The organism is Antarctobacter heliothermus (genome assembly GCF_002237555.1).
GTDB classification, from domain to species: domain Bacteria; phylum Pseudomonadota; class Alphaproteobacteria; order Rhodobacterales; family Rhodobacteraceae; genus Antarctobacter; species Antarctobacter heliothermus_B.
This window is the reverse complement of record NZ_CP022540.1, coordinates 4,448,329-4,465,216: the sequence shown is the minus strand read 5'-3', so window position 1 is coordinate 4,465,216 and position 16,888 is coordinate 4,448,329. Positions and strand designations below refer to the sequence as shown.

The following is a 16,888-nucleotide window of genomic DNA, read 5'->3' as shown; positions in this document are numbered from 1 at the left end:
TTGCGCGCCGATCTATCCTCGGATGAAGCGCGAAGCCCCGGGCGCGGAGCCAAGGCCGAAGGCCGCCGCGCCAGCATCATGCTGAAAGCATGCCTTTGGTATGACCTGCTTTGCCGAGACGGCGCGTGGCCCATGTCACTCGGGGAGTTTCACCGGGAAGTCACGGAGATATCCGGCATTCAGTTTCCTGTTCCCGTCGCGGCTGACATCGCGGATCAGGCGATCGTAGGTGTCAGGAAATTTTTCAGCCCCCAACTTCCGCGTCAGACCAGAAATAAGCCAACGCCGGAGGAATTTGCGGCCAAGGCCCAGTTGGTTTCCGCGCCGCATAAGGTTCAACTGAAAGAACGTGGGAGACACGTTGGAGCGCGGATGTTCTTGTGCCAAGCGCAAGAGGCCCGGATCTTCTGCATCGACCCTGGTCAGGAAGTCGACCACAAGATTGCCGTTCGGGTAGTTGTTTGGATTCACCGGGATCACCCGCAGGTTTCGGTCCCCGAAAGCCTCTGCCCAAAGATCGGTACGACCGGAGTAATCACAGAGATCAGCCAGACCATCGCGATCCGACACGAAATCCTTGTAGCTCACGGTGGATCGTGTCTGGCCTTTGACCTGTTGGCTATAGAGGCTTTTAACGAAGCCGACCTGTGGGCGCAGATAGAGCAGGACCGTAATTTCGTCGAACAGATTTGCAAGAGACGCGTGGAGGCCATTGATGGCGTCGCTGTCCTTGTCGAAAAACCAATAGAATTGTTCGCCACTAATCAAAAACGGTCGATGGTCATCGGGCGTTGCGGACACTTCGGATTGGGCCGCTTCCCAGATGCCTTTGGTGATGTCCTTGAACTGGGGCAACTTGGCGTAGCGCCAGCTGTTGGCATAGGAGGCGCGAGACCGGGCATTGTCGATCGAATAGCGCAGCTTGGTAGCAGTAAGGCCACCGAACGCCTTGACTGACCGAAACGGCAGGGCCGCTTCATTCGCTAACAAGAAGTTCTGTATCGTCGTGCTGCCTGACTTGGGCGTTCCGATATGCAGATATAGACGTGTCATCCCGTGGCCTGCCGTTTTCCCATGCAAATAGGCCGCCCAGTGTCACACCAACCGACTAACGTCCTTCGCCGCCCGCACAAAATCGCGGAACAACGGATGCGGGTCAAAGGGTTTCGACTTTAGCTCGGGGTGGAACTGGACGCCGATGAACCACGGGTGGTCGGGCCATTCGACGATCTCTGGCAGGCGACCGTCGGGGGACATGCCGGAGAAGACCAGCCCGCAGGTCTCTAGCTGATCCTTGTACTTGATGTCGACCTCGTAGCGGTGGCGGTGGCGTTCGTCGATGGCGGTTGTGCCGTAAACCTCGGCCACCTTGGAGCCTTCTTTCAGCACCGCGTCATAGGCGCCAAGGCGCATGGTGCCGCCTTTGGCATCGTCGGGGCGGCGGTTGACCTTTTCGTTGCCCTGCACCCATTCCTTGAGGTGATACACCACCGGTTCAAAACGCTTTTCGCCGGATTCGTGGTCGAATTCCTCGGAGCCCGCCTTGGCGACGCCGGCGACGTTGCGCGCTGCCTCGATCACCGCCATCTGCATGCCAAGGCAGATGCCCAGATAGGGCACCTTATGTTCGCGGGCGAATTGCGCGGCCTTGATCTTGCCCTCTGTGCCGCGCTCGCCAAAGCCGCCGGGGACGAGGATGGCGTCGTATTTCTCAAGGTAGGGGGCGGGGTCTTCGCCCTCAAACGTTTCGGCATCGACCCATTCCACGTTGACCTTGACCCGGTTGGCCATGCCGCCGTGGGTCAGCGCCTCTGCGATGCTTTTGTAGGCGTCTTCAAGCTGGACGTATTTGCCGACGATGGCGACGGTGACGTTGCCTTCGGGGTTGTGGATGCGGTCAGAGACGTCTTCCCACTTGGTCAGGTCGGGCTTGGGCGCCGGGCTGATCTGAAAGGCGTCGAGCACGGCCTGATCCATACCTTCGCGGTGATAGGCCAGCGGGGCGTCGTAGATCGACGACAGATCCTGCGCGGCGATCACGCTGTCAGGGCGGACGTTGCAGAAGAGGGCGAGTTTTTCGCGTTCTTTCTGCGGGATCGGCCCCTCTGACCGGCAGACGAGGATGTCGGGGGCCAGACCGATAGAGCGGAGTTCCTTGACCGAGTGCTGCGTCGGCTTGGTCTTCAGCTCACCGCTGGCCTTGATGAAGGGCAACAGGGTCAGGTGCATGAAGATACACTGGCCGCGCGGCTTGTCTTGACTGAACTGGCGGATCGCCTCAAAGAACGGCAGGCCCTCGATGTCGCCGACGGTGCCGCCGATTTCGCAGAGCATGAAGTCGACTTCATCCTCACCGATGGAGATGAAGTTCTTGATCTCGTCGGTGACGTGCGGGATCACCTGAATGGTTTTGCCGAGGTAGTCGCCGCGGCGCTCTTTTTCCAGCACGTTGGTGTAGACGCGGCCCGAGGAAATCGAGTCGGTCTTGCGCGCGGGGACGCCGGTGAAGCGTTCGTAATGGCCAAGGTCCAGATCGGTTTCGGCGCCGTCGTCGGTGACAAAGACCTCGCCGTGTTCAAAGGGCGACATGGTGCCGGGGTCGACGTTCAGGTAGGGGTCCAGCTTGCGCAGGCGGACGGAAAAGCCACGCGCCTGAAGCAGTGACCCAAGGGCCGCCGAGGCCAACCCTTTGCCAAGCGAAGACACAACGCCGCCAGTGATGAAGATGAAGCGTGCCATGTGGGCGATCCCGTGATTATGCCTGTCGTATCGGCGTATTGCGACCTGACGCCGGTGGTCCGGACAGATGGTCCGGGCGGTGCCAATTCATGTTCTCCCGCTGCCAGAATGGCAGCAGCATCACGGGATTAAACCGATAGCGGATTCGGAACGATTTGTCCAGCCAACCGCAAGATGCTGTTGCGGTTGGGGGAGATGGTGCAAACCCTAGTGGGGTGTTTGTCAGTCGGCGCGCGGGACCAGCGGGGCGTCCGGATCGGTGTCGCTGGCGGGCGGCGGAAGCAGCAAGCTGGGGTCGAGGCCATCGAGGCCCGGGGTCGGCGCGTCGGCCCCTGCGGGCGCGGAGGTGCCAAGCCGGTCAAGGATCGACGTGCCCGATGCATTGCGTGCCGAGATGATGGTCAACGTGATCGAGGTCACGATGAAGGCCACGGCGAGGATCCAGGTCAGTTTTCCCAGAGCGGTCAGCGGGGCGCGTTGGCTCATGCTGCCGCCGCCACCTCCGATCCCCAGACCGCCGCCTTCGCTGCGCTGGAGAAGCACGACACCGATCAGGCCAAGAGCCAGAAGAAGGTGTACGATGAGGATAACGTTTTCCATGGGGCCTGCGTCTTTTGATCGGTTTCGAGGTCATTTAGGGGAAGGTGCCGGTCGGTGCAAGGCGCGAAACTGTTTGGCGGCTGGCGGGAGGCTCTGTTTGGCCTGCGGCCAAAGGCGCCCACCCGCCATCCGTTGGGCCGTGAGGCTCGCTTGTCGGGGATTGTTTCGGGGGCATCGGAGGGGCATGGTGCTGCCATGCCCCATGATCATGCAGACGATGCCCCGCCCCACAGCCTGTTGCCACCAGAGCCCGCTTTGCGGGTCAAGGCGCTGGAGACCTTGTTGACCCGCAAGGGGTTGGTCGATCCGGCGGCGCTGGATGAGATCATTGAGACCTATGCGCACAAGGTGGGGCCACGCAACGGCGCGGCGGTGGTCGCGCGGGCCTGGGTGGATGCGGATTTTCGTGCGCGGCTGTTGGCGGATGCGACGGCGGCGGTCGCGGAGATGGGATTCGCCGGGCGGCAAGGCGAGCATATGGTGGCGGTGGAGAACACGCCCGAGCAACACAATATGGTCGTTTGCACGCTGTGTTCATGTTACCCGTGGCCTTTGCTGGGGATTCCGCCGGGGTGGTACAAATCCGATGCCTACCGGGCGCGGGCGGTACGCGAACCGCGCGCCGTATTGGCGGAGTTCGGCGTGACCTTGCCCGACGCCACGCGGGTGCGGGTCTGGGATTCGACCGCTGAGGTGCGGTATCTGGTGCTGCCGATGCGGCCCGAGGGCACGGGCAGCATGGATGAGGCGGCTTTGGCGGCTTTGGTCAGCCGCGATGCGATGATCGGCACCGCGCTGGTGGCGGCCCCCACATGAGCCGGGTGCATGACATGGGCGGGCGGTTTGGCGATGGGCCGGTGGTGCCCGGGTCCGAGGACGATCCGATCTTTGCACAAGAGTGGCACGCGCAGGCGCTGGCCCTGACGCTGGCGGCGGGGGCGTTGGGGCAGTGGAATCTGGACGTTTCGCGGCACGCGCGGGAATGTCTGTCGCCCGGCGATTACATGGCGTTTTCCTACTATGAAAAGTGGCTGGCGGGGTTGGCCGATCTGCTGGTGATGCGCGGCGTTGTCACGCGGGCGGAATTGGCGGGGGCGATACCTGCGGCCTCGACGCTGACAGACAGGCGGTTGAAGCCCGAGGCGGTGGCGGGCGTTTTGGCGCGGGGCGGACCGGCGTCGCGGGACGGCGCTGCGCCACGTTTCGCCAAAGGCGACAGGGTGCGGACGCGTCACCCGACGCGCAACGTGATGGTCGATGGCGGGCATACCCGCCTGCCGGGCTATGCGGCGGGGCTGGTGGGAACGGTTGAACTGCTGCACGGCTGCCACGTCTTTCCGGATGCCAACGCGCATGACCAAGGTGAGCAGCCAGAACCGCTGTATACGGTTGTCTTTGATGCGGCAGAGGCGTGGGGCAGGGCGGAGGCCCCCGGCGACACGGTCAGTTGCGATCTGTGGGAAAGCTATCTGGAGCCTGTGGCATGAGCGCGCCCGCGCCGGTGTTTGAGGCACCATGGCACGCCGAGGCCTTTGCCATAGCCGTTTCGCTGGAGGCGGGCGGCGCGTTTACATGGCCGGAATGGACGCAGGTTTTTGGTGCGGTTCTGGCAGAGCATGGCAAGGCCAAAGATCTGGACGGCGGCGATGATTATTTCCACGCTTGGGTGGTCGCGCTGGAACGGATCTGCACCGCGAAAGGGATTGCCGGAGCCGGGGATCTGGAGGCGCTGCGCCAAGAGTGGGCGCACGCCTATCTGTCAACGCCGCACGGCGCGCCGGTACGGATTGACGGTTAGACGACGCGCTGGCCCGCCACATAGGTGGCGGCGATGGCGCGGTCATCGCCCATCATGATGGTGGGAAAGAGTGATTCCCAGATGTCGCCCGCGCGTGCATTGCGTTGGGCGATGGCAGGGGTCGAGGCAAGGTCCAGCGCGATGAAATCCGCCTCTGTCCCCGGTGCCAGCGTGCCAATCCGGTGATCCAGCCGCAGCGCACGGGCGGATCCCTCTGTCGCCAGCCAGATCAGTTCCGCCGGGTGCAGCGCGCGGCCGCGCAACTGGGCGATCTCATAGGCTGCCGCCATGCTGCGCATCATGGAAAACGACGACCCGCCGCCGGTGTCAGTGGCCAGCCCGATGCGCTGGTTGTCACGGGTCAGCCCGTCCATGTCGAACAGGCCCGACCCGATAAACGTGTTCGAAGTCGGGCAATGGATCAGCGCGGCACCGACCTCTTGCAGGCGGTGCGCCTCTCGCGGTTCAAGGTGGATGGCATGACCGTAAAGGCCGTTGGCCCCCAGTAGCCCCGCCTGCTCATAGGTATCAAGGTAATCGCGCGCCTCGGGGAACAGCGATTTCACCCAAGCGATTTCGTCCACCTGTTCGCTGAGATGGGTCTGCATCAGGCAATCGGGGTGTTCGGCCCACAGTGTCCCCAGCGCCTGTAGCTGCGCAGGCGACGAGGTGGGTGAAAAGCGCGGTGTGATGACGTAGGAAAGGCGATCCTGCCCGTGCCAGCGGGTCAGCAGCGCCTTGCTGTCGTCATAGGCGCGCTGTGCGGTGTCGCGCAGCCCCTCTGGCGCGTTGCGGTCCATGCAGGTCTTGCCGCCCAGCACGCGCATGCCGCGGGCGCGGGCCGCCTCAAACAAGGCATCGACGGAGGAGGGGTGGATGGTGCAATAGCTGCACACGGTGGTGGTGCCGTTGGCCAGCAACAGGTCCAGATACCGCCCGGCGATCTCTGCCGCATAGGCCGGATCGCCAAAGCGCATTTCCTCTGGAAAGGTATAGGTGTTCAGCCAGTCGATCAGCCGTTTGCCCCAACTGGCGATCATGGCGGTCTGGGGATAATGGGCGTGCGCATCGACAAAGCCGGGCAGCAGCAGGGACGCGCCATGATCGGTCACGCTGGCGTAGTCACCTGTGCGCAGATCCTCGGCCTCTCCCACGGCGGCGATCATGCCATCCTCAACCACCAGCGCGCCGTCACGGCTGTGGCGCGCGGTGTCGAGCCCGTCGTGAAACGGGTCGCCGGAAAAGGTCAGCGTCTGACCAAGGTGCAAGTGCTGTTTGCTCATGCAGCAAAGCCTAGGGGGGCTTTCGGAAAAGGTAAATCTCTGATGCCCCCCTGTTGCCCGCTCTGTGCATGACTTATTGTCTAAGCGAAGCAGTGTGAGGGCGAAAAACCATGGCCGAAGACCTGGAGGCAGACACCACCGAGGCGCCCGAGCGCGACGACGCCTATGCCCTCGACCGCAAGGCCGTGTCGGCGATCCTCTATGCGGTGGATGTCGAGGATCGCGCCCAGCTGACAGAGCTGATGGAGCCGCTGCACGCGGCGGACATCGCCGACCTTCTGGAACAGATCAACGCCTTTGATCGCGGTCGGCTGATCCGGCTCTACGACAAGGAGATCGACGGCGAGATCCTGTCGGAACTCGACGAGGCGTTGCGCGAAGAGGTGATTGCCGCGCTGACGCCGCAGACACTGGCCGAGGCGGTGCGCGAACTGGACACCGACGACGTGGTCGATCTGGTCGAGGATCTGGAGACTGCGCAGCAGGACGCCATCCTTGACGCGCTGGAGGCCGGGGATGCGGCGGCGGTGCGCCAGTCGCTGGCCTATCCGGAGTTCTCAGCCGGGCGTCTGATGCAGCGCGAGGTGGTCATGGCCCCGGAATACTGGAGCGTGGGCGACGCCATCGATTATATGCGCAGTTCGGAGCATCTGCCGGAGCAGTTCTATCATGTGATTCTGGTAGACCCTAAGTTGCGCCCGGTTGGCAACGTGACGCTGGGCAAGATCATGTCGTCGCGGCGCGACGTTCTGCTGAAATCCATCGTCGAGGACACCTTTCACACCATCCCGGTGACACGGGATGAGGGAGAGGTGGCCTATGCCTTCAACCAGTACCACCTGATTTCCGCCCCGGTGGTGGATGACAATGAGCGGCTGGTGGGGGTGATCACCATCGACGACGCCATGGCGGTGCTGGACGAGGAAAACGAAGAAGACATCCTGCGGCTGGCCGGTGTGGACGGCGAAAGCCGCCTGTCGGACAAGGTGATCGAAACCACCAAGCGGCGCTTTCCCTGGCTGGCAGTGAACCTGTTGACGGCTGTCATGGCCTCGCTTGTGATCTCGCAGTTCGAAGAGGCGATCACGCAGGTTGTGGCGCTGGCGGTGCTGATGCCGATTGTCGCCTCGATGGGCGGCAACGCAGGCACCCAGTCGCTGACCGTGGCGGTGCGTGCGCTGGCGACCAAGGATTTGACCGGGTCGAACATCTGGCGGGTGATCCGGCGTGAGGTCGCGGTGGGGCTGATCAACGGGATCGCCTTTGCGGTGATCATGGGGATTGTCGGCATCGTCTGGTTCGGGTCGCTGCAACTGGGCGGTGTGATCGCGGTGGCCATGGTGGTCAATCTGGTGGTCGCCGGGCTGGCCGGGATCGCGATACCGGTGATCCTTGAAAAGGCCGGGGTGGACCCGGCGCTGGCCTCGGGCGCCTTTGTGACGACGGTGACCGATGTGGTCGGCTTCTTCGCCTTCCTCGGGCTGGCCGTCTTGGTGCTGTTGTGACGCTGGCCGCGCGCAAGGCGGCGGCACGCAAGGCGGGCTTTGCCCGCCGCCAGCAGGCGTTTGACACCCAAAGGCCCGGTGCCGCGGGCAAGCTGAGCGAGGTGCTGGCCGGCTACCGCGGGGTGCCTGTATCGGGGTTTCTGCCGATCCGCACGGAAATCGACCCGGTCCCGGCCATGGCAGAGGCCGCAGCCCACGGCCCCGTCGGCGTGCCGGTGATCATGGCCAAGGCGACGCCGCTGAAGTTCGCCCGGTGGGAGCCGGACTGCACGCTGGTTGAGGGCGCGTTCAAGGTGATGATCCCCGACCCGGCCGAGTTTCTCGAACCAGAGGTACTGATCGTGCCGCTGATCGCCTTTTCACGCAGCGGCGGGCGGCTGGGCTATGGCGGCGGGTTCTACGACCGAACGCTGGAGATGCTGCGCGCCAAACGGCCAACCTTGGCCATCGGATTTGCCTTCTCCGCGCAAGAGGACATCGATCTGCCGCTGGAACCTACGGATCAACCATTGGACATGATCGTCACCGAATCCGAGGTCATCACACCCAAACCCTGACCTCAGATCGGCGGCGCGGGTGGCTTGGCGCGCAATTCCAGCCGCCGCTCGCGCTCGAACACATACAGACCAGAGGCGACGATGATCGCAATGCCGACCCATGTCAGCGGCGTGGGGAAGTCGCCAAACGCCAGATAGCCGATCACCGTGGCCCCCACGATTTCCAGATACTGCAACGGCGCGATGGTGCCCGCAGGCGCAAGCCGCAACGCATAAGTCAGGAACAGATGTGAGACCGTCGCCACCACGCCAACCCCCAACAGCGTCCAGACCGCGCGCCCTTCGGGCCAGACCGGATCGAAATAAAGGTTGCCAGTGCCGTTGAAGATCAGCAGCGGCGGCAGGATCAGCAAGGTCGCCGCCAGTGCCGTGTGCCCCTGCAAGACCAGCGGATGCAGCCGCCGCGCCATGGCGCGCGTCATCAGCATGTAGATCGAAAACAGCGCCGCCGTGACCAAGGGCAGAAACGCCACCGGCCCCAGATCGGAAAAGCTGGGTCGGATCACCAACAAGGCCCCGCCAAACCCCACGGCGCAGGCGGTCAGACGACGCCAGCCCACCGGCTCTGCCAGAAACACCGCCCCCATAAGGATCAGCACAAACGGTTCGACAAAAAAGATCGAAATCGCATCCGCGATCGGCATGTAACGCAGCGCGGTAAAGAAACATCCCGTCGCTGCCACCAGCGCCGCCGCTCGCGCCAGATGCAGCCAGACATCTCGCAGCGACATGCGCAGGCTGTGCCCCAGAAACCCGGCCAGCGGCAACAGGATCGCTACCTGAATGGCAAAGCGATAGACAAGGATCTGCGACACCGGCACCACCTCGGGCGTGGCCTTGGCCATCGCGTCCATCACGGGCGCAAACGCGCAAAAGGCCAGCATGAAAAGAATGCCAAGGGTGGTGCGCTCGGATGGGGGGGACATGAAACCTCACAGATGTGTCGCGCCACATGACCTGCGCCGCACTTAAATGTCAAAGCGGATCGCCCCGGTTTCTTCTGTCCAAAAATATCCCGGGGGAGGCGACCGCAGGGAGACGGGGGCAGCGCCCCCTGTCACCTATCGAACTTTGGCATCGGTCGCGATGAAAGGACAAACTCTTCAAGGCACCAGATTCCATGCCCGGGCAGGCTGCCATCACAGGTGGGGCGATCCCACTCGACGCCGCCGTCAGGGCAGCACGGACAGCCACATCCACGCGGTGATTATCGACAGCGCCGTGGTGATCAACACCGCCGAGGCCGCCACCCGCCGCGCCCGTCCGTACATGTTGGCAAAGACATAGACATTGAATCCCGGCGCCATGGCGGCGGTCAGCACCGCAGAGCGCAACGCCTCGACCGACAGGTTGGTGATCGTGCCCAGTGTCCATGTGATGGTGGGATGCAACACCAGCGAGATCACGCAGATATAGGCGATCACCCGACCGTCTCCCCGCGGCCTGTAGCGGCAAAGGACGCCGCCCATGCCGAACAGCGCTGCGGGCAGGGCGGTGCGGATCATCATGTCCAGCGCGTCTGTGGCGACTGTGGGCAGGGACAGGTCGGCGAGATTGGCAAACATCCCCAGACCGATGCCGATCACCATGGCGTTGCGGAACATCGCCCGACCGACCTTGCCCGGCAGCGCCCGGTTCGAAATCCCGGCAGATCGGGCGCGGACAATCTCCATCGCGGTGATGCCGACGCCATAGCAGAACGGCGAATGCAGCGCGACAATCACATAGTTGGCTTGCAGGGCGTCGCTGCCATAGGCGCGTTCGGTCAGGGCCAGGCCGATCACCACCGTGTTGGCGAACAGGCAGCAGAACCCGATGGTTACCGCATCCTCCCAGTCGCGCTTGAACAGATAGCGCGCGCCCAGCAACCCGGCGGTAAAGCAGGTGGCCGACCCGGTGTAATAACTCACCAGCAGCCAGGGGTTGAAATCATCGCCCAGTTCCAGCGTCCAGATGGCGCGGAACAGCATACAGGGGATGGCAAAATTCTGGGCAAAGGTGATCAGCCCGTCGACGGCGGCGTCCGAAAACCAGCCTTTCCAGACTGCGCCGTATCCGGCGGCGATGACCAGAAAGACTGGCAGGACGACCTCCAAAAGCGCCTGCATATCAGCGGGTTTTTCGGGCTATGTCAGATGTCATAGCGCAGGACCATGCCGTCATAGGCCGGAGTGATATTCGCGGCGGTCTCTGCATCGAGTTCGGCATAGTCGAGGTCTATGTGCATATTGGTCAGTACGGCGCGGCGCGGTTGCGCGCGCGCGATCCATTCCAGCGACAGCGCAAGGTGTGCGTGGGTCGGATGTGGTTTGCGGCGCAGCGCGTCCAGCACCCAGCAGTCCAGATTTTCCAGTTGCGGCCAGACGTCATCGGGGATGGTTGCCACGTCCGGCAGGTAGGCCAGATCGCCGATGCGGAACCCCAGCGCCTCGATACTGCCGTGGTTGACTTCGAACGGGGTCAGGATGATCGGGCCGCCTGCACCGTCGATCGAAAAGGGACCCTTGATTGTGTGAAGGTTCAGGATCGGCGGATAGGGAGAGCCTTCGGGTTGCACAAAGGCATAGGCAAAGCGCGACAGCAGGTCGCTTTGGGTGTCGCCGTCCGCCCAGACGTTCAGCCGCTCGCGCGTGTTGAAGACGACCTGGCGCAGGTCGTCCAGCCCGTGGGTATGGTCTGCGTGGGCATGGGTCCAGACTACGGCGTCCAGCTTGCCCACCCCGGCGTCCAGCAGCTGTTCGCGCATATCAGGTGAGGTGTCGATCAGGACGGTTGTGGTGCCTGCCTCGGTTTCACGTTCCACCAGCATGGAACAGCGGCGGCGGCGGTTCTTGGGGTTTTGCGGATCGCATGCGCCCCAGTGACCGCCAAGGCGCGGCACGCCCCCTGATGATCCGCAGCCAAGGATGGTAAAGCGCAGCTCACCGCTCATAGGGCGGTCTCCGTCGCGGCGGTCTTGACAAAGAGCCGGTCAAAGTTGGCCTCTGTCTGGGCAGCGAAATCCTCATAGCTGAGGCCAAAGACCTCGGCACCCTTGCGCGCGGTGTGGGCGACGTAGGCGGGCTCATTGCGTTTGCCGCGATGCGGCGGCGGGGCGAGGTAGGGGCTGTCGGTTTCGACCAGAATGCGCTCGACAGGGGCGGCGGCAAAGATATCGCGCAGCTCTTGCGATTTGGGGAAGGCGGTGATGCCGGACATCGACAGGTAGAACCCAAGATCAAGCGCCGCGCGCCCCAGTTCAGCACTGGAGGAAAAGCAGTGCATGACACAGGTATAAGGCTGCGCGCGGTAGCTTTCGGTCAGGATGCGGGCCATGTCGTCATCCGCCGCGCGGGCGTGGATGATCAGCGGCAGGCCGGTGTCCTGCGCGGCCTCGATATGGATACGCAGGCTTTGCTTTTGGATCTCGGCGCTTTCAGCGGTGTAGTGATAGTCAAGTCCGCTCTCACCGATGCCTACGAATTTGGGGTGTTTGGCAAGGGTCACCAGTTGATCCACCGTCGCCAGCGGCTCTTCCGCGGCGGACATTGGGTGGGTGCCTGCGGCATAAAAGACGGGGGCGTTCGCCTCGGCGATGGCGCGCACCTGGGGTTCATTTCGCAGTCGGGTGCAGATGGTGACCATGCGGTGCACTCCGGCCTCAAGGGCGCGGCTGATGACCTCTGGGCGTTCCTGATCAAAGTCCGGAAAATCGAGGTGGCAATGGCTGTCTGTAATGGCGGGAACGGTCATGACGGCTCCTTGGTTGCCGGTGGTATCTAGGATGGGGCGGGGAGGGTCAAGACGGCGGCGGCGACTAGGGCGCACCCAGTCCTGCGGGGCGGGCAACCGGGCGCAGGGTGAACGGATCCGGGCGGAAACCGGGATCGCGCGCGATGGGGCGCAGCGAGGATTCGGGCGCTTGGGCCGTGGGTGGGCCGCGCTCGGGGTCGGGGATTTCAGGGCCCGGAGACGCGGTGTCCGGGGTGGGGGCTTGATCGGGTTGTGGTACGGGATCGGGTTGCGGTGTTGGATCCGGCTGCGGCTGCGGCTGTGGCGCGGGTGCCGCTGGGGGCGGCGGGGGGGCTGGTTCCGGGGTCACAGTCACCTCTGGCAGCACGATCGCTGGCACGGTTTCCTCCGGCACCACGGTTTCCGGCAACACAACCTCTGGAACTGAGGGCGCGGGCGGTGGCGGCGGGGCTGCCGGGGTCGTATCGATCTGCGGCAGCGCGCCTTGGGCCGGGGCGGCAAGGGGCCCGCCGGGGGTGCGGGCGGCCATGGGCGCGGTTTGCAACGTGGCGCGAGCGGTCAACAATTCGGTTGCGGCAAAGGGTGCCGGGCGCGCCAGGACGGCAGGGACATCGCCCGCCGCCACCGGACGCGGGCGCGGCGTGAGGTCGGGCACAGGCAGTACTGTCGGGGCGACAGGCGTCACGGGCGGCGGCGGGGCTTTGACGCGCACCGGCGCTGCGGGCAGTGCCTTTGGCGGGGTAGGCGCGTCCTCGGCCACCGGCGCGGAAGGGGTGTCGGGTAAGCCGGTCTCTGGCGCGCGGTCCCATGCGGCAACGAGATCGCCTAGACCGGGTGTGACCGGCGACAGGGCCAGCGCCGGGTCGGGTGCGTCTGCCTGTGGCCGGGCCAGTACCGCAAGGATCGCCAGATGTACTGCCAGCGCCAGCACCAGACAGACCAACGCCTCTAACAGTCGCACGCGGGTCATTGCGCCGCCTTTCCGGTGGTCACAAGATCAACCCGCCCCGCGCCCGCCTGCGCCAGCGACGTCAGAAGACGCGCCAAGGCGGCGGCGTCCGTTTGCCCGTCGGTCTGCAAGCGCACGGGGCCAGCCCCGGCGGCGGCGGTGATGGCGGCCTCTCCGCGCAGAGTGCCAAAGGACACCAGCCCGGAGGGCGCAAGGATCAGGACCGAGCGCATCGGGCCGGGAGCCTCCTCGACCGACAGCTTGCTGCGCCCCGCGCTGCCGGGATCGGCGAATTGCGCGGTCATCAGAAAGAAGATCAACAGCAGGAAGACCACATTGATCATCGGCACAACGGGTTCTGCCCGCGCCTTGGGCGGACCGGGCCAGAACCGGCGGGGCGTGCTGAGAGGGACACGGGCCATGCCGCTATTCCACCACGGCAAGGCGCGCAAAACCAGCCTCGCGCAGCGTGTTCAGCACTTCGACCAGACGCGCGACGCCGGTGCCGGGGACAGGGCGGATGACAATGAGATCGTCCTGCGTGGTCATGAGCGGGGCGAGGGCCGCAGGTAGGTCCGAAACGGTCTGGCCGTTCAGGGCAAGCCCGTCTGGCAGAACCGATACAAGGCGGGGCGGGCCAGAATAGGGGGTTTCCTCTCCGGGTGCGGAGAGCAGCAGGGAAATGCCATCGGTGCCACCAAAGCGCGCCACCAGCATAAAGAAGACCAGCAGCAGAAAGACCACGTCGATCATCGGGGTCAGGCTGGGGCGGCGGCGGCGCGGAGAGGTGGGCAGGTTCAGCATGGGATCAGGCTGATGGCTCCTCTTCTTCCTCGGCATAGGCCCAGGGGGTTGTGAAGACGCGGGTGACCAGATCCTCCAGATCATGCGCCAGCCGGTCTGCCATGCCGTCAAAGATTGACAACATGACACTGGCCGGGATCGCCACGGCCATGCCGGCAGCGGTGGTCAGCAGCGCCGCCCAGATGCCGCCCGCCAGCGCGGCGGGGTCAGCCTGCTGGCCGCTGTCTTGCAGGGCCTGAAAGGCATCGATCATGCCCAGTACAGTGCCCAGCAGGCCCAGCAATGGGGCGATGGTGACAACAAGGTCCAGCATCCGCAGGCCAAGCCGGGTCTCATTCAGCACGGCGCGGGCCTGGCGTGCGGCCTCTTCGCGGGCGTCGTCCTCGGGGATCGACAGGCGTGCTTGCATGGCGGCCTGTACGACGCGGGCGCGGGGGGCGGGATCAAAAGAGATATGGGACATCGCCAGTGTGGTCTGTCCCTGACCCCAGAACCGTAGCGCGGTCTCTGCGCCTTCGCGTTTCCATGTGCCCCTGCGGAACATCTGCCAGAGTTTCCACAGAACGAGGCTTAGCGTCAGGACCGACAGGACAGCGATAGCCCAGAGCGCCGGGCCGCCGCGATCGAGGAACTGGGGGATTGTGCTCAGCATTGGGGGGCCTTCCGCGTGGGGGAGAGGGTGCCTTGTTTAGTGATCTCATGAAACGGCGTTTGGTGCGAGTGCGGGTTTTGCGCCGCGATACGGGCATTGGGGCGGTCCGATTTGGGACGGGATGGGACAGGATTTGGGATTTGATGGTCCGAACCAGAGAAGAGGCGGGGTTTGCGGGCGGAACACTGCCGATTCACCCGGATTCGCACCGATTTCAGATGATTCGGACCCAGGATTGCGGCACAAGGCAGGTATCGGGCGGCACCACCAAGCGGTTTGAGTGGCATTGGCGGGGATTTTGTGGTCCTGAATGGGATTTTTTTATCGCTCATGCCTGCGTCTATATGTTGTGTGCGCGGGGGTCGTGTTTCGCTAGGTCTGCGCCGGATCGGCCGAGATGACTGGATTTTGCCTTATTTCTCTGGGCCTGACTACCGCCCAGTTCACCGATTTCCCACAAAAAACTATTGAATACCATCGTCTCCCATGTCATTCATAGTTCACACGATGAGAACGGCAGCAAGGGCATCCAAGACCCGGCACTGAACTCAAATAATAATAAGAGCAGGTTTCATACAGGCGCACGCTCTCATCGTGACACAAGGATCCGGCGCGCGGGCGAGCAGACATCCCCCCAGGTGGCGCGCGCAGTCGGAGACACCCGCATAGCGGGTCCAGCGGCGGGTTGATCAATGGCAGCTGATCAACCCGCCGTATTTCGTTTCAAAACGGGGGATTGAAGGGGCCGAGGGCAGTGAGCCGCAGGCTGAGGTTCAGAGGCGAACATCGACTGAAGGTCGATAGCAAGGGTCGGATGTCCATTCCGGCCAGTTTTCGCCGTGTCCTCGCTGCGGGTGATCCTGACTGGGATCCGGAGTCCAAGGACAATGCCAACCCCAGCCTAGTGATGGTGACAGGCGACCCGCGGCAGAAATGCCTTGAGGTCTATACCATCGAGGAAATCGAACGCATCGAAGCCCGCATCGAAAAGCTGAAGGCCGGACCGGACAAACAGGCGTTGACGGCAATCTATTCGTCGGGGGCAACGCCCGCGACGGTGGACGAAACCGGGCGTCTGGTGTTGTCGGCGCGGTTCCGCACGCGGTTCGGGATCGGGGCCGAGGCCTGGGCCGTGGCAAGCCTGAACAAGTTCCAGATCTGGAGCGCGGATCGCTATACGCCGACCGATGCGATCGAAGAGGATGAACTGGCAGTGGATCTTCCCGAAGACCCGATGGAACTGCTGGACGCGCTGGAGGGCCTCTGATGGCCCGGCCCGCTGCGGAAACCGGCGGCGCACCCCATGTCCCGGTGCTGTTGCGCCCTTTGCTGGCGGCCGTGGCCCCGGTATCGGGTGTCTGGATCGACGGTACGCTGGGCGCGGGCGGTTACGCGCGCGGATTGCTGGAGGCCGGGGCCGACAAGGTGATCGGCATCGACCGTGATCCGCTGGCGCATGAGATGGCGCGCGACTGGGGGGCTGAATACGGCGACCGGCTGTCGCTGTGGCAGGGCAATTTCGCGCAGATGGACAAGGCGGCAGAGGCCGTTGATGGCGTGGTGCTGGATCTGGGCGTGTCGTCGATGCAGCTGGACCGGGCCGAACGCGGCTTTTCGTTCATGAGAGACGGGCCGCTGGACATGCGGATGGGGCAAGAGGGGCCGACGGCGGCGGATCTTGTCAATTCGGTCGAAGAGGCCGAGCTTGCCAATATCCTGTTCATCTATGGGGAAGAGAGGCAATCGCGCCGGATTGCCCGTGCCATTGTGCAGGACCGTCCCTTTGATCGGACCTTGCCGCTGGCCGAGTTGATTGAGCGGGTGCTTGGCCGCACCAAGCCCGGGCAGGCCCATGCCGCCACCCGCAGCTTTCAGGCGCTGCGGATTGCGGTGAACGGCGAATATGACGCGCTGTGGCAGGGGCTTATGGCGGCTGAGCGGGTGCTGAAACCCGGCGGGCACTTGGCGGTTGTGACCTTTCATTCGGTCGAGGATCGGATGGTAAAGCGCTTTTTCCAACTGCACGGCGACAAGAAAACCCATGTGAACCGCTATGGCGACCAGACCCATGAGGCGACGGACCCCTTTACGGTCCTGACGCGCAAGGCGGTGGGGCCGGATGCCGAAGAACTTGCAGAGAACCCGCGCTCACGCTCTGCAAAGCTGCGCGTGGGGCGGCGGACAGATATCCCCGCACGTCCGGTCGAGGCGGCGGAACTGTCGATGCCAATGATGAAACAAACACCACAAACACCTAGGAGACGATGAG

General features: G+C 63.9%; 19 protein-coding genes. 7 read left to right on the top strand and 12 right to left on the bottom strand.

Going from position 1 to position 16,888, the window contains the following annotated elements:
• Positions 1–135: 135 nt before the first annotated feature.
• From ANTHELSMS3_RS21130 to secG, 3 genes are all read right to left on the bottom strand, one after another.
• Positions 136–1,053 (bottom strand): hypothetical protein, encoded by a 918-nt coding sequence (locus tag ANTHELSMS3_RS21130; RefSeq protein ID WP_094036598.1) that lies wholly within the window; start codon positions 1,051–1,053, stop codon positions 136–138.
• A 42-nt stretch (positions 1,054–1,095) separates the two neighbouring features.
• The gene (locus ANTHELSMS3_RS21125) at positions 1,096–2,739 is read right to left on the bottom strand and encodes a CTP synthase (protein WP_094036597.1); all 1,644 of its coding nucleotides are present in this window, start codon (positions 2,737–2,739) and stop codon (positions 1,096–1,098) included.
• Positions 2,740–2,961: 222 nt separating this feature from the next.
• The gene (gene secG / locus ANTHELSMS3_RS21120; RefSeq protein WP_094036596.1) at positions 2,962–3,339 is read right to left on the bottom strand and encodes a preprotein translocase subunit SecG; all 378 of its coding nucleotides are present in this window, start codon (positions 3,337–3,339) and stop codon (positions 2,962–2,964) included.
• A 195-nt stretch (positions 3,340–3,534) separates the two neighbouring features.
• Here secG and nthA point away from each other — a divergent pair, with 195 nt between their 5' ends.
• Genes nthA through ANTHELSMS3_RS21105 form a run of 3 tightly spaced genes read left to right on the top strand, consistent with a single transcriptional unit; the run spans position 3,535 to position 5,137 of the window.
• A complete protein-coding gene (gene nthA, locus ANTHELSMS3_RS21115; protein ID WP_094037281.1) occupies positions 3,535–4,155 on the top strand; it encodes a nitrile hydratase subunit alpha in 621 nt (206 codons plus the stop codon).
• Complete coding sequence (nthB, locus tag ANTHELSMS3_RS21110; protein ID WP_094036595.1) at positions 4,152–4,826, top strand: nitrile hydratase subunit beta; 675 nt, start codon at positions 4,152–4,154, stop codon at positions 4,824–4,826. Before nthA ends, nthB begins: the two co-directional genes overlap by 4 nt.
• Complete coding sequence (locus tag ANTHELSMS3_RS21105; RefSeq protein WP_094036594.1) at positions 4,823–5,137, top strand: nitrile hydratase accessory protein; 315 nt, start codon at positions 4,823–4,825, stop codon at positions 5,135–5,137. Before nthB ends, ANTHELSMS3_RS21105 begins: the two co-directional genes overlap by 4 nt.
• On the opposite strand, the gene guaD is transcribed toward ANTHELSMS3_RS21105, so the two are convergent.
• Positions 5,134–6,420 (bottom strand): guanine deaminase, encoded by a 1,287-nt coding sequence (gene guaD / locus ANTHELSMS3_RS21100; protein ID WP_094036593.1) that lies wholly within the window; start codon positions 6,418–6,420, stop codon positions 5,134–5,136. The genes ANTHELSMS3_RS21105 and guaD overlap by 4 nt on opposite strands.
• Positions 6,421–6,530: 110 nt before the next feature.
• On the opposite strand from guaD, the gene mgtE reads away from it, so the two are divergent.
• Both mgtE and ANTHELSMS3_RS21090 read left to right on the top strand, forming a co-directional pair.
• A complete protein-coding gene (gene mgtE / locus ANTHELSMS3_RS21095) occupies positions 6,531–7,925 on the top strand; it encodes a magnesium transporter (protein ID WP_094036592.1) in 1,395 nt (464 codons plus the stop codon).
• Positions 7,926–7,927: 2 nt separating this feature from the next.
• Positions 7,928–8,482: a 5-formyltetrahydrofolate cyclo-ligase gene (locus tag ANTHELSMS3_RS21090; RefSeq protein WP_094037280.1), complete on the top strand. Its 555-nt coding sequence runs from the start codon at positions 7,928–7,930 to the stop codon at positions 8,480–8,482.
• Between the two features lie 2 nt (positions 8,483–8,484).
• Here the strand turns inward: ANTHELSMS3_RS21090 and ANTHELSMS3_RS21085 are convergent, their stop codons facing one another.
• From ANTHELSMS3_RS21085 to ANTHELSMS3_RS21050, 8 genes are all read right to left on the bottom strand, one after another.
• Positions 8,485–9,408, bottom strand: coding sequence for a DMT family transporter (locus ANTHELSMS3_RS21085; protein WP_254694801.1), 924 nt, complete (start codon positions 9,406–9,408; stop codon positions 8,485–8,487).
• A gap of 246 nt (positions 9,409–9,654) precedes the next feature.
• Positions 9,655–10,590 (bottom strand): AEC family transporter, encoded by a 936-nt coding sequence (locus ANTHELSMS3_RS21080; protein ID WP_094036590.1) that lies wholly within the window; start codon positions 10,588–10,590, stop codon positions 9,655–9,657.
• A 23-nt stretch (positions 10,591–10,613) separates the two neighbouring features.
• Complete coding sequence (locus ANTHELSMS3_RS21075) at positions 10,614–11,414, bottom strand: MBL fold metallo-hydrolase (RefSeq protein ID WP_094036589.1); 801 nt, start codon at positions 11,412–11,414, stop codon at positions 10,614–10,616.
• Positions 11,411–12,214, bottom strand: a complete 804-nt coding sequence (locus ANTHELSMS3_RS21070; protein WP_094036588.1) for a TatD family hydrolase — start codon at positions 12,212–12,214, stop codon at positions 11,411–11,413. The genes ANTHELSMS3_RS21075 and ANTHELSMS3_RS21070 overlap by 4 nt, the downstream gene beginning before the upstream one ends.
• A 64-nt stretch (positions 12,215–12,278) precedes the next feature.
• Entirely contained in the window at positions 12,279–13,184 is a 906-nt protein-coding gene (locus tag ANTHELSMS3_RS21065) for a hypothetical protein (protein ID WP_094036587.1), read from the bottom strand.
• Positions 13,181–13,585, bottom strand: coding sequence for an ExbD/TolR family protein (locus tag ANTHELSMS3_RS21060; protein ID WP_094036586.1), 405 nt, complete (start codon positions 13,583–13,585; stop codon positions 13,181–13,183). Before ANTHELSMS3_RS21060 ends, ANTHELSMS3_RS21065 begins: the two co-directional genes overlap by 4 nt.
• A 4-nt stretch (positions 13,586–13,589) precedes the next feature.
• A complete protein-coding gene (locus tag ANTHELSMS3_RS21055) occupies positions 13,590–13,967 on the bottom strand; it encodes an ExbD/TolR family protein (RefSeq protein ID WP_094036585.1) in 378 nt (125 codons plus the stop codon).
• Positions 13,968–13,971: 4 nt separating this feature from the next.
• Positions 13,972–14,619, bottom strand: a complete 648-nt coding sequence (locus ANTHELSMS3_RS21050; protein WP_094036584.1) for a MotA/TolQ/ExbB proton channel family protein — start codon at positions 14,617–14,619, stop codon at positions 13,972–13,974.
• Positions 14,620–15,433: 814 nt separating this feature from the next.
• Between ANTHELSMS3_RS21050 and ANTHELSMS3_RS21045 the strand changes: the two genes are divergently transcribed.
• Positions 15,434–15,886, top strand: coding sequence for a division/cell wall cluster transcriptional repressor MraZ (locus ANTHELSMS3_RS21045; protein ID WP_254694800.1), 453 nt, complete (start codon positions 15,434–15,436; stop codon positions 15,884–15,886).
• Positions 15,886–16,887 carry a 16S rRNA (cytosine(1402)-N(4))-methyltransferase RsmH gene (gene rsmH / locus ANTHELSMS3_RS21040; protein ID WP_094036583.1) on the top strand — a complete coding sequence of 334 codons (1,002 nt, stop codon included), beginning with the start codon at positions 15,886–15,888 and terminating at the stop codon, positions 16,885–16,887. The genes ANTHELSMS3_RS21045 and rsmH overlap by 1 nt, the downstream gene beginning before the upstream one ends.
• Position 16,888 lies beyond the last annotated feature (1 nt).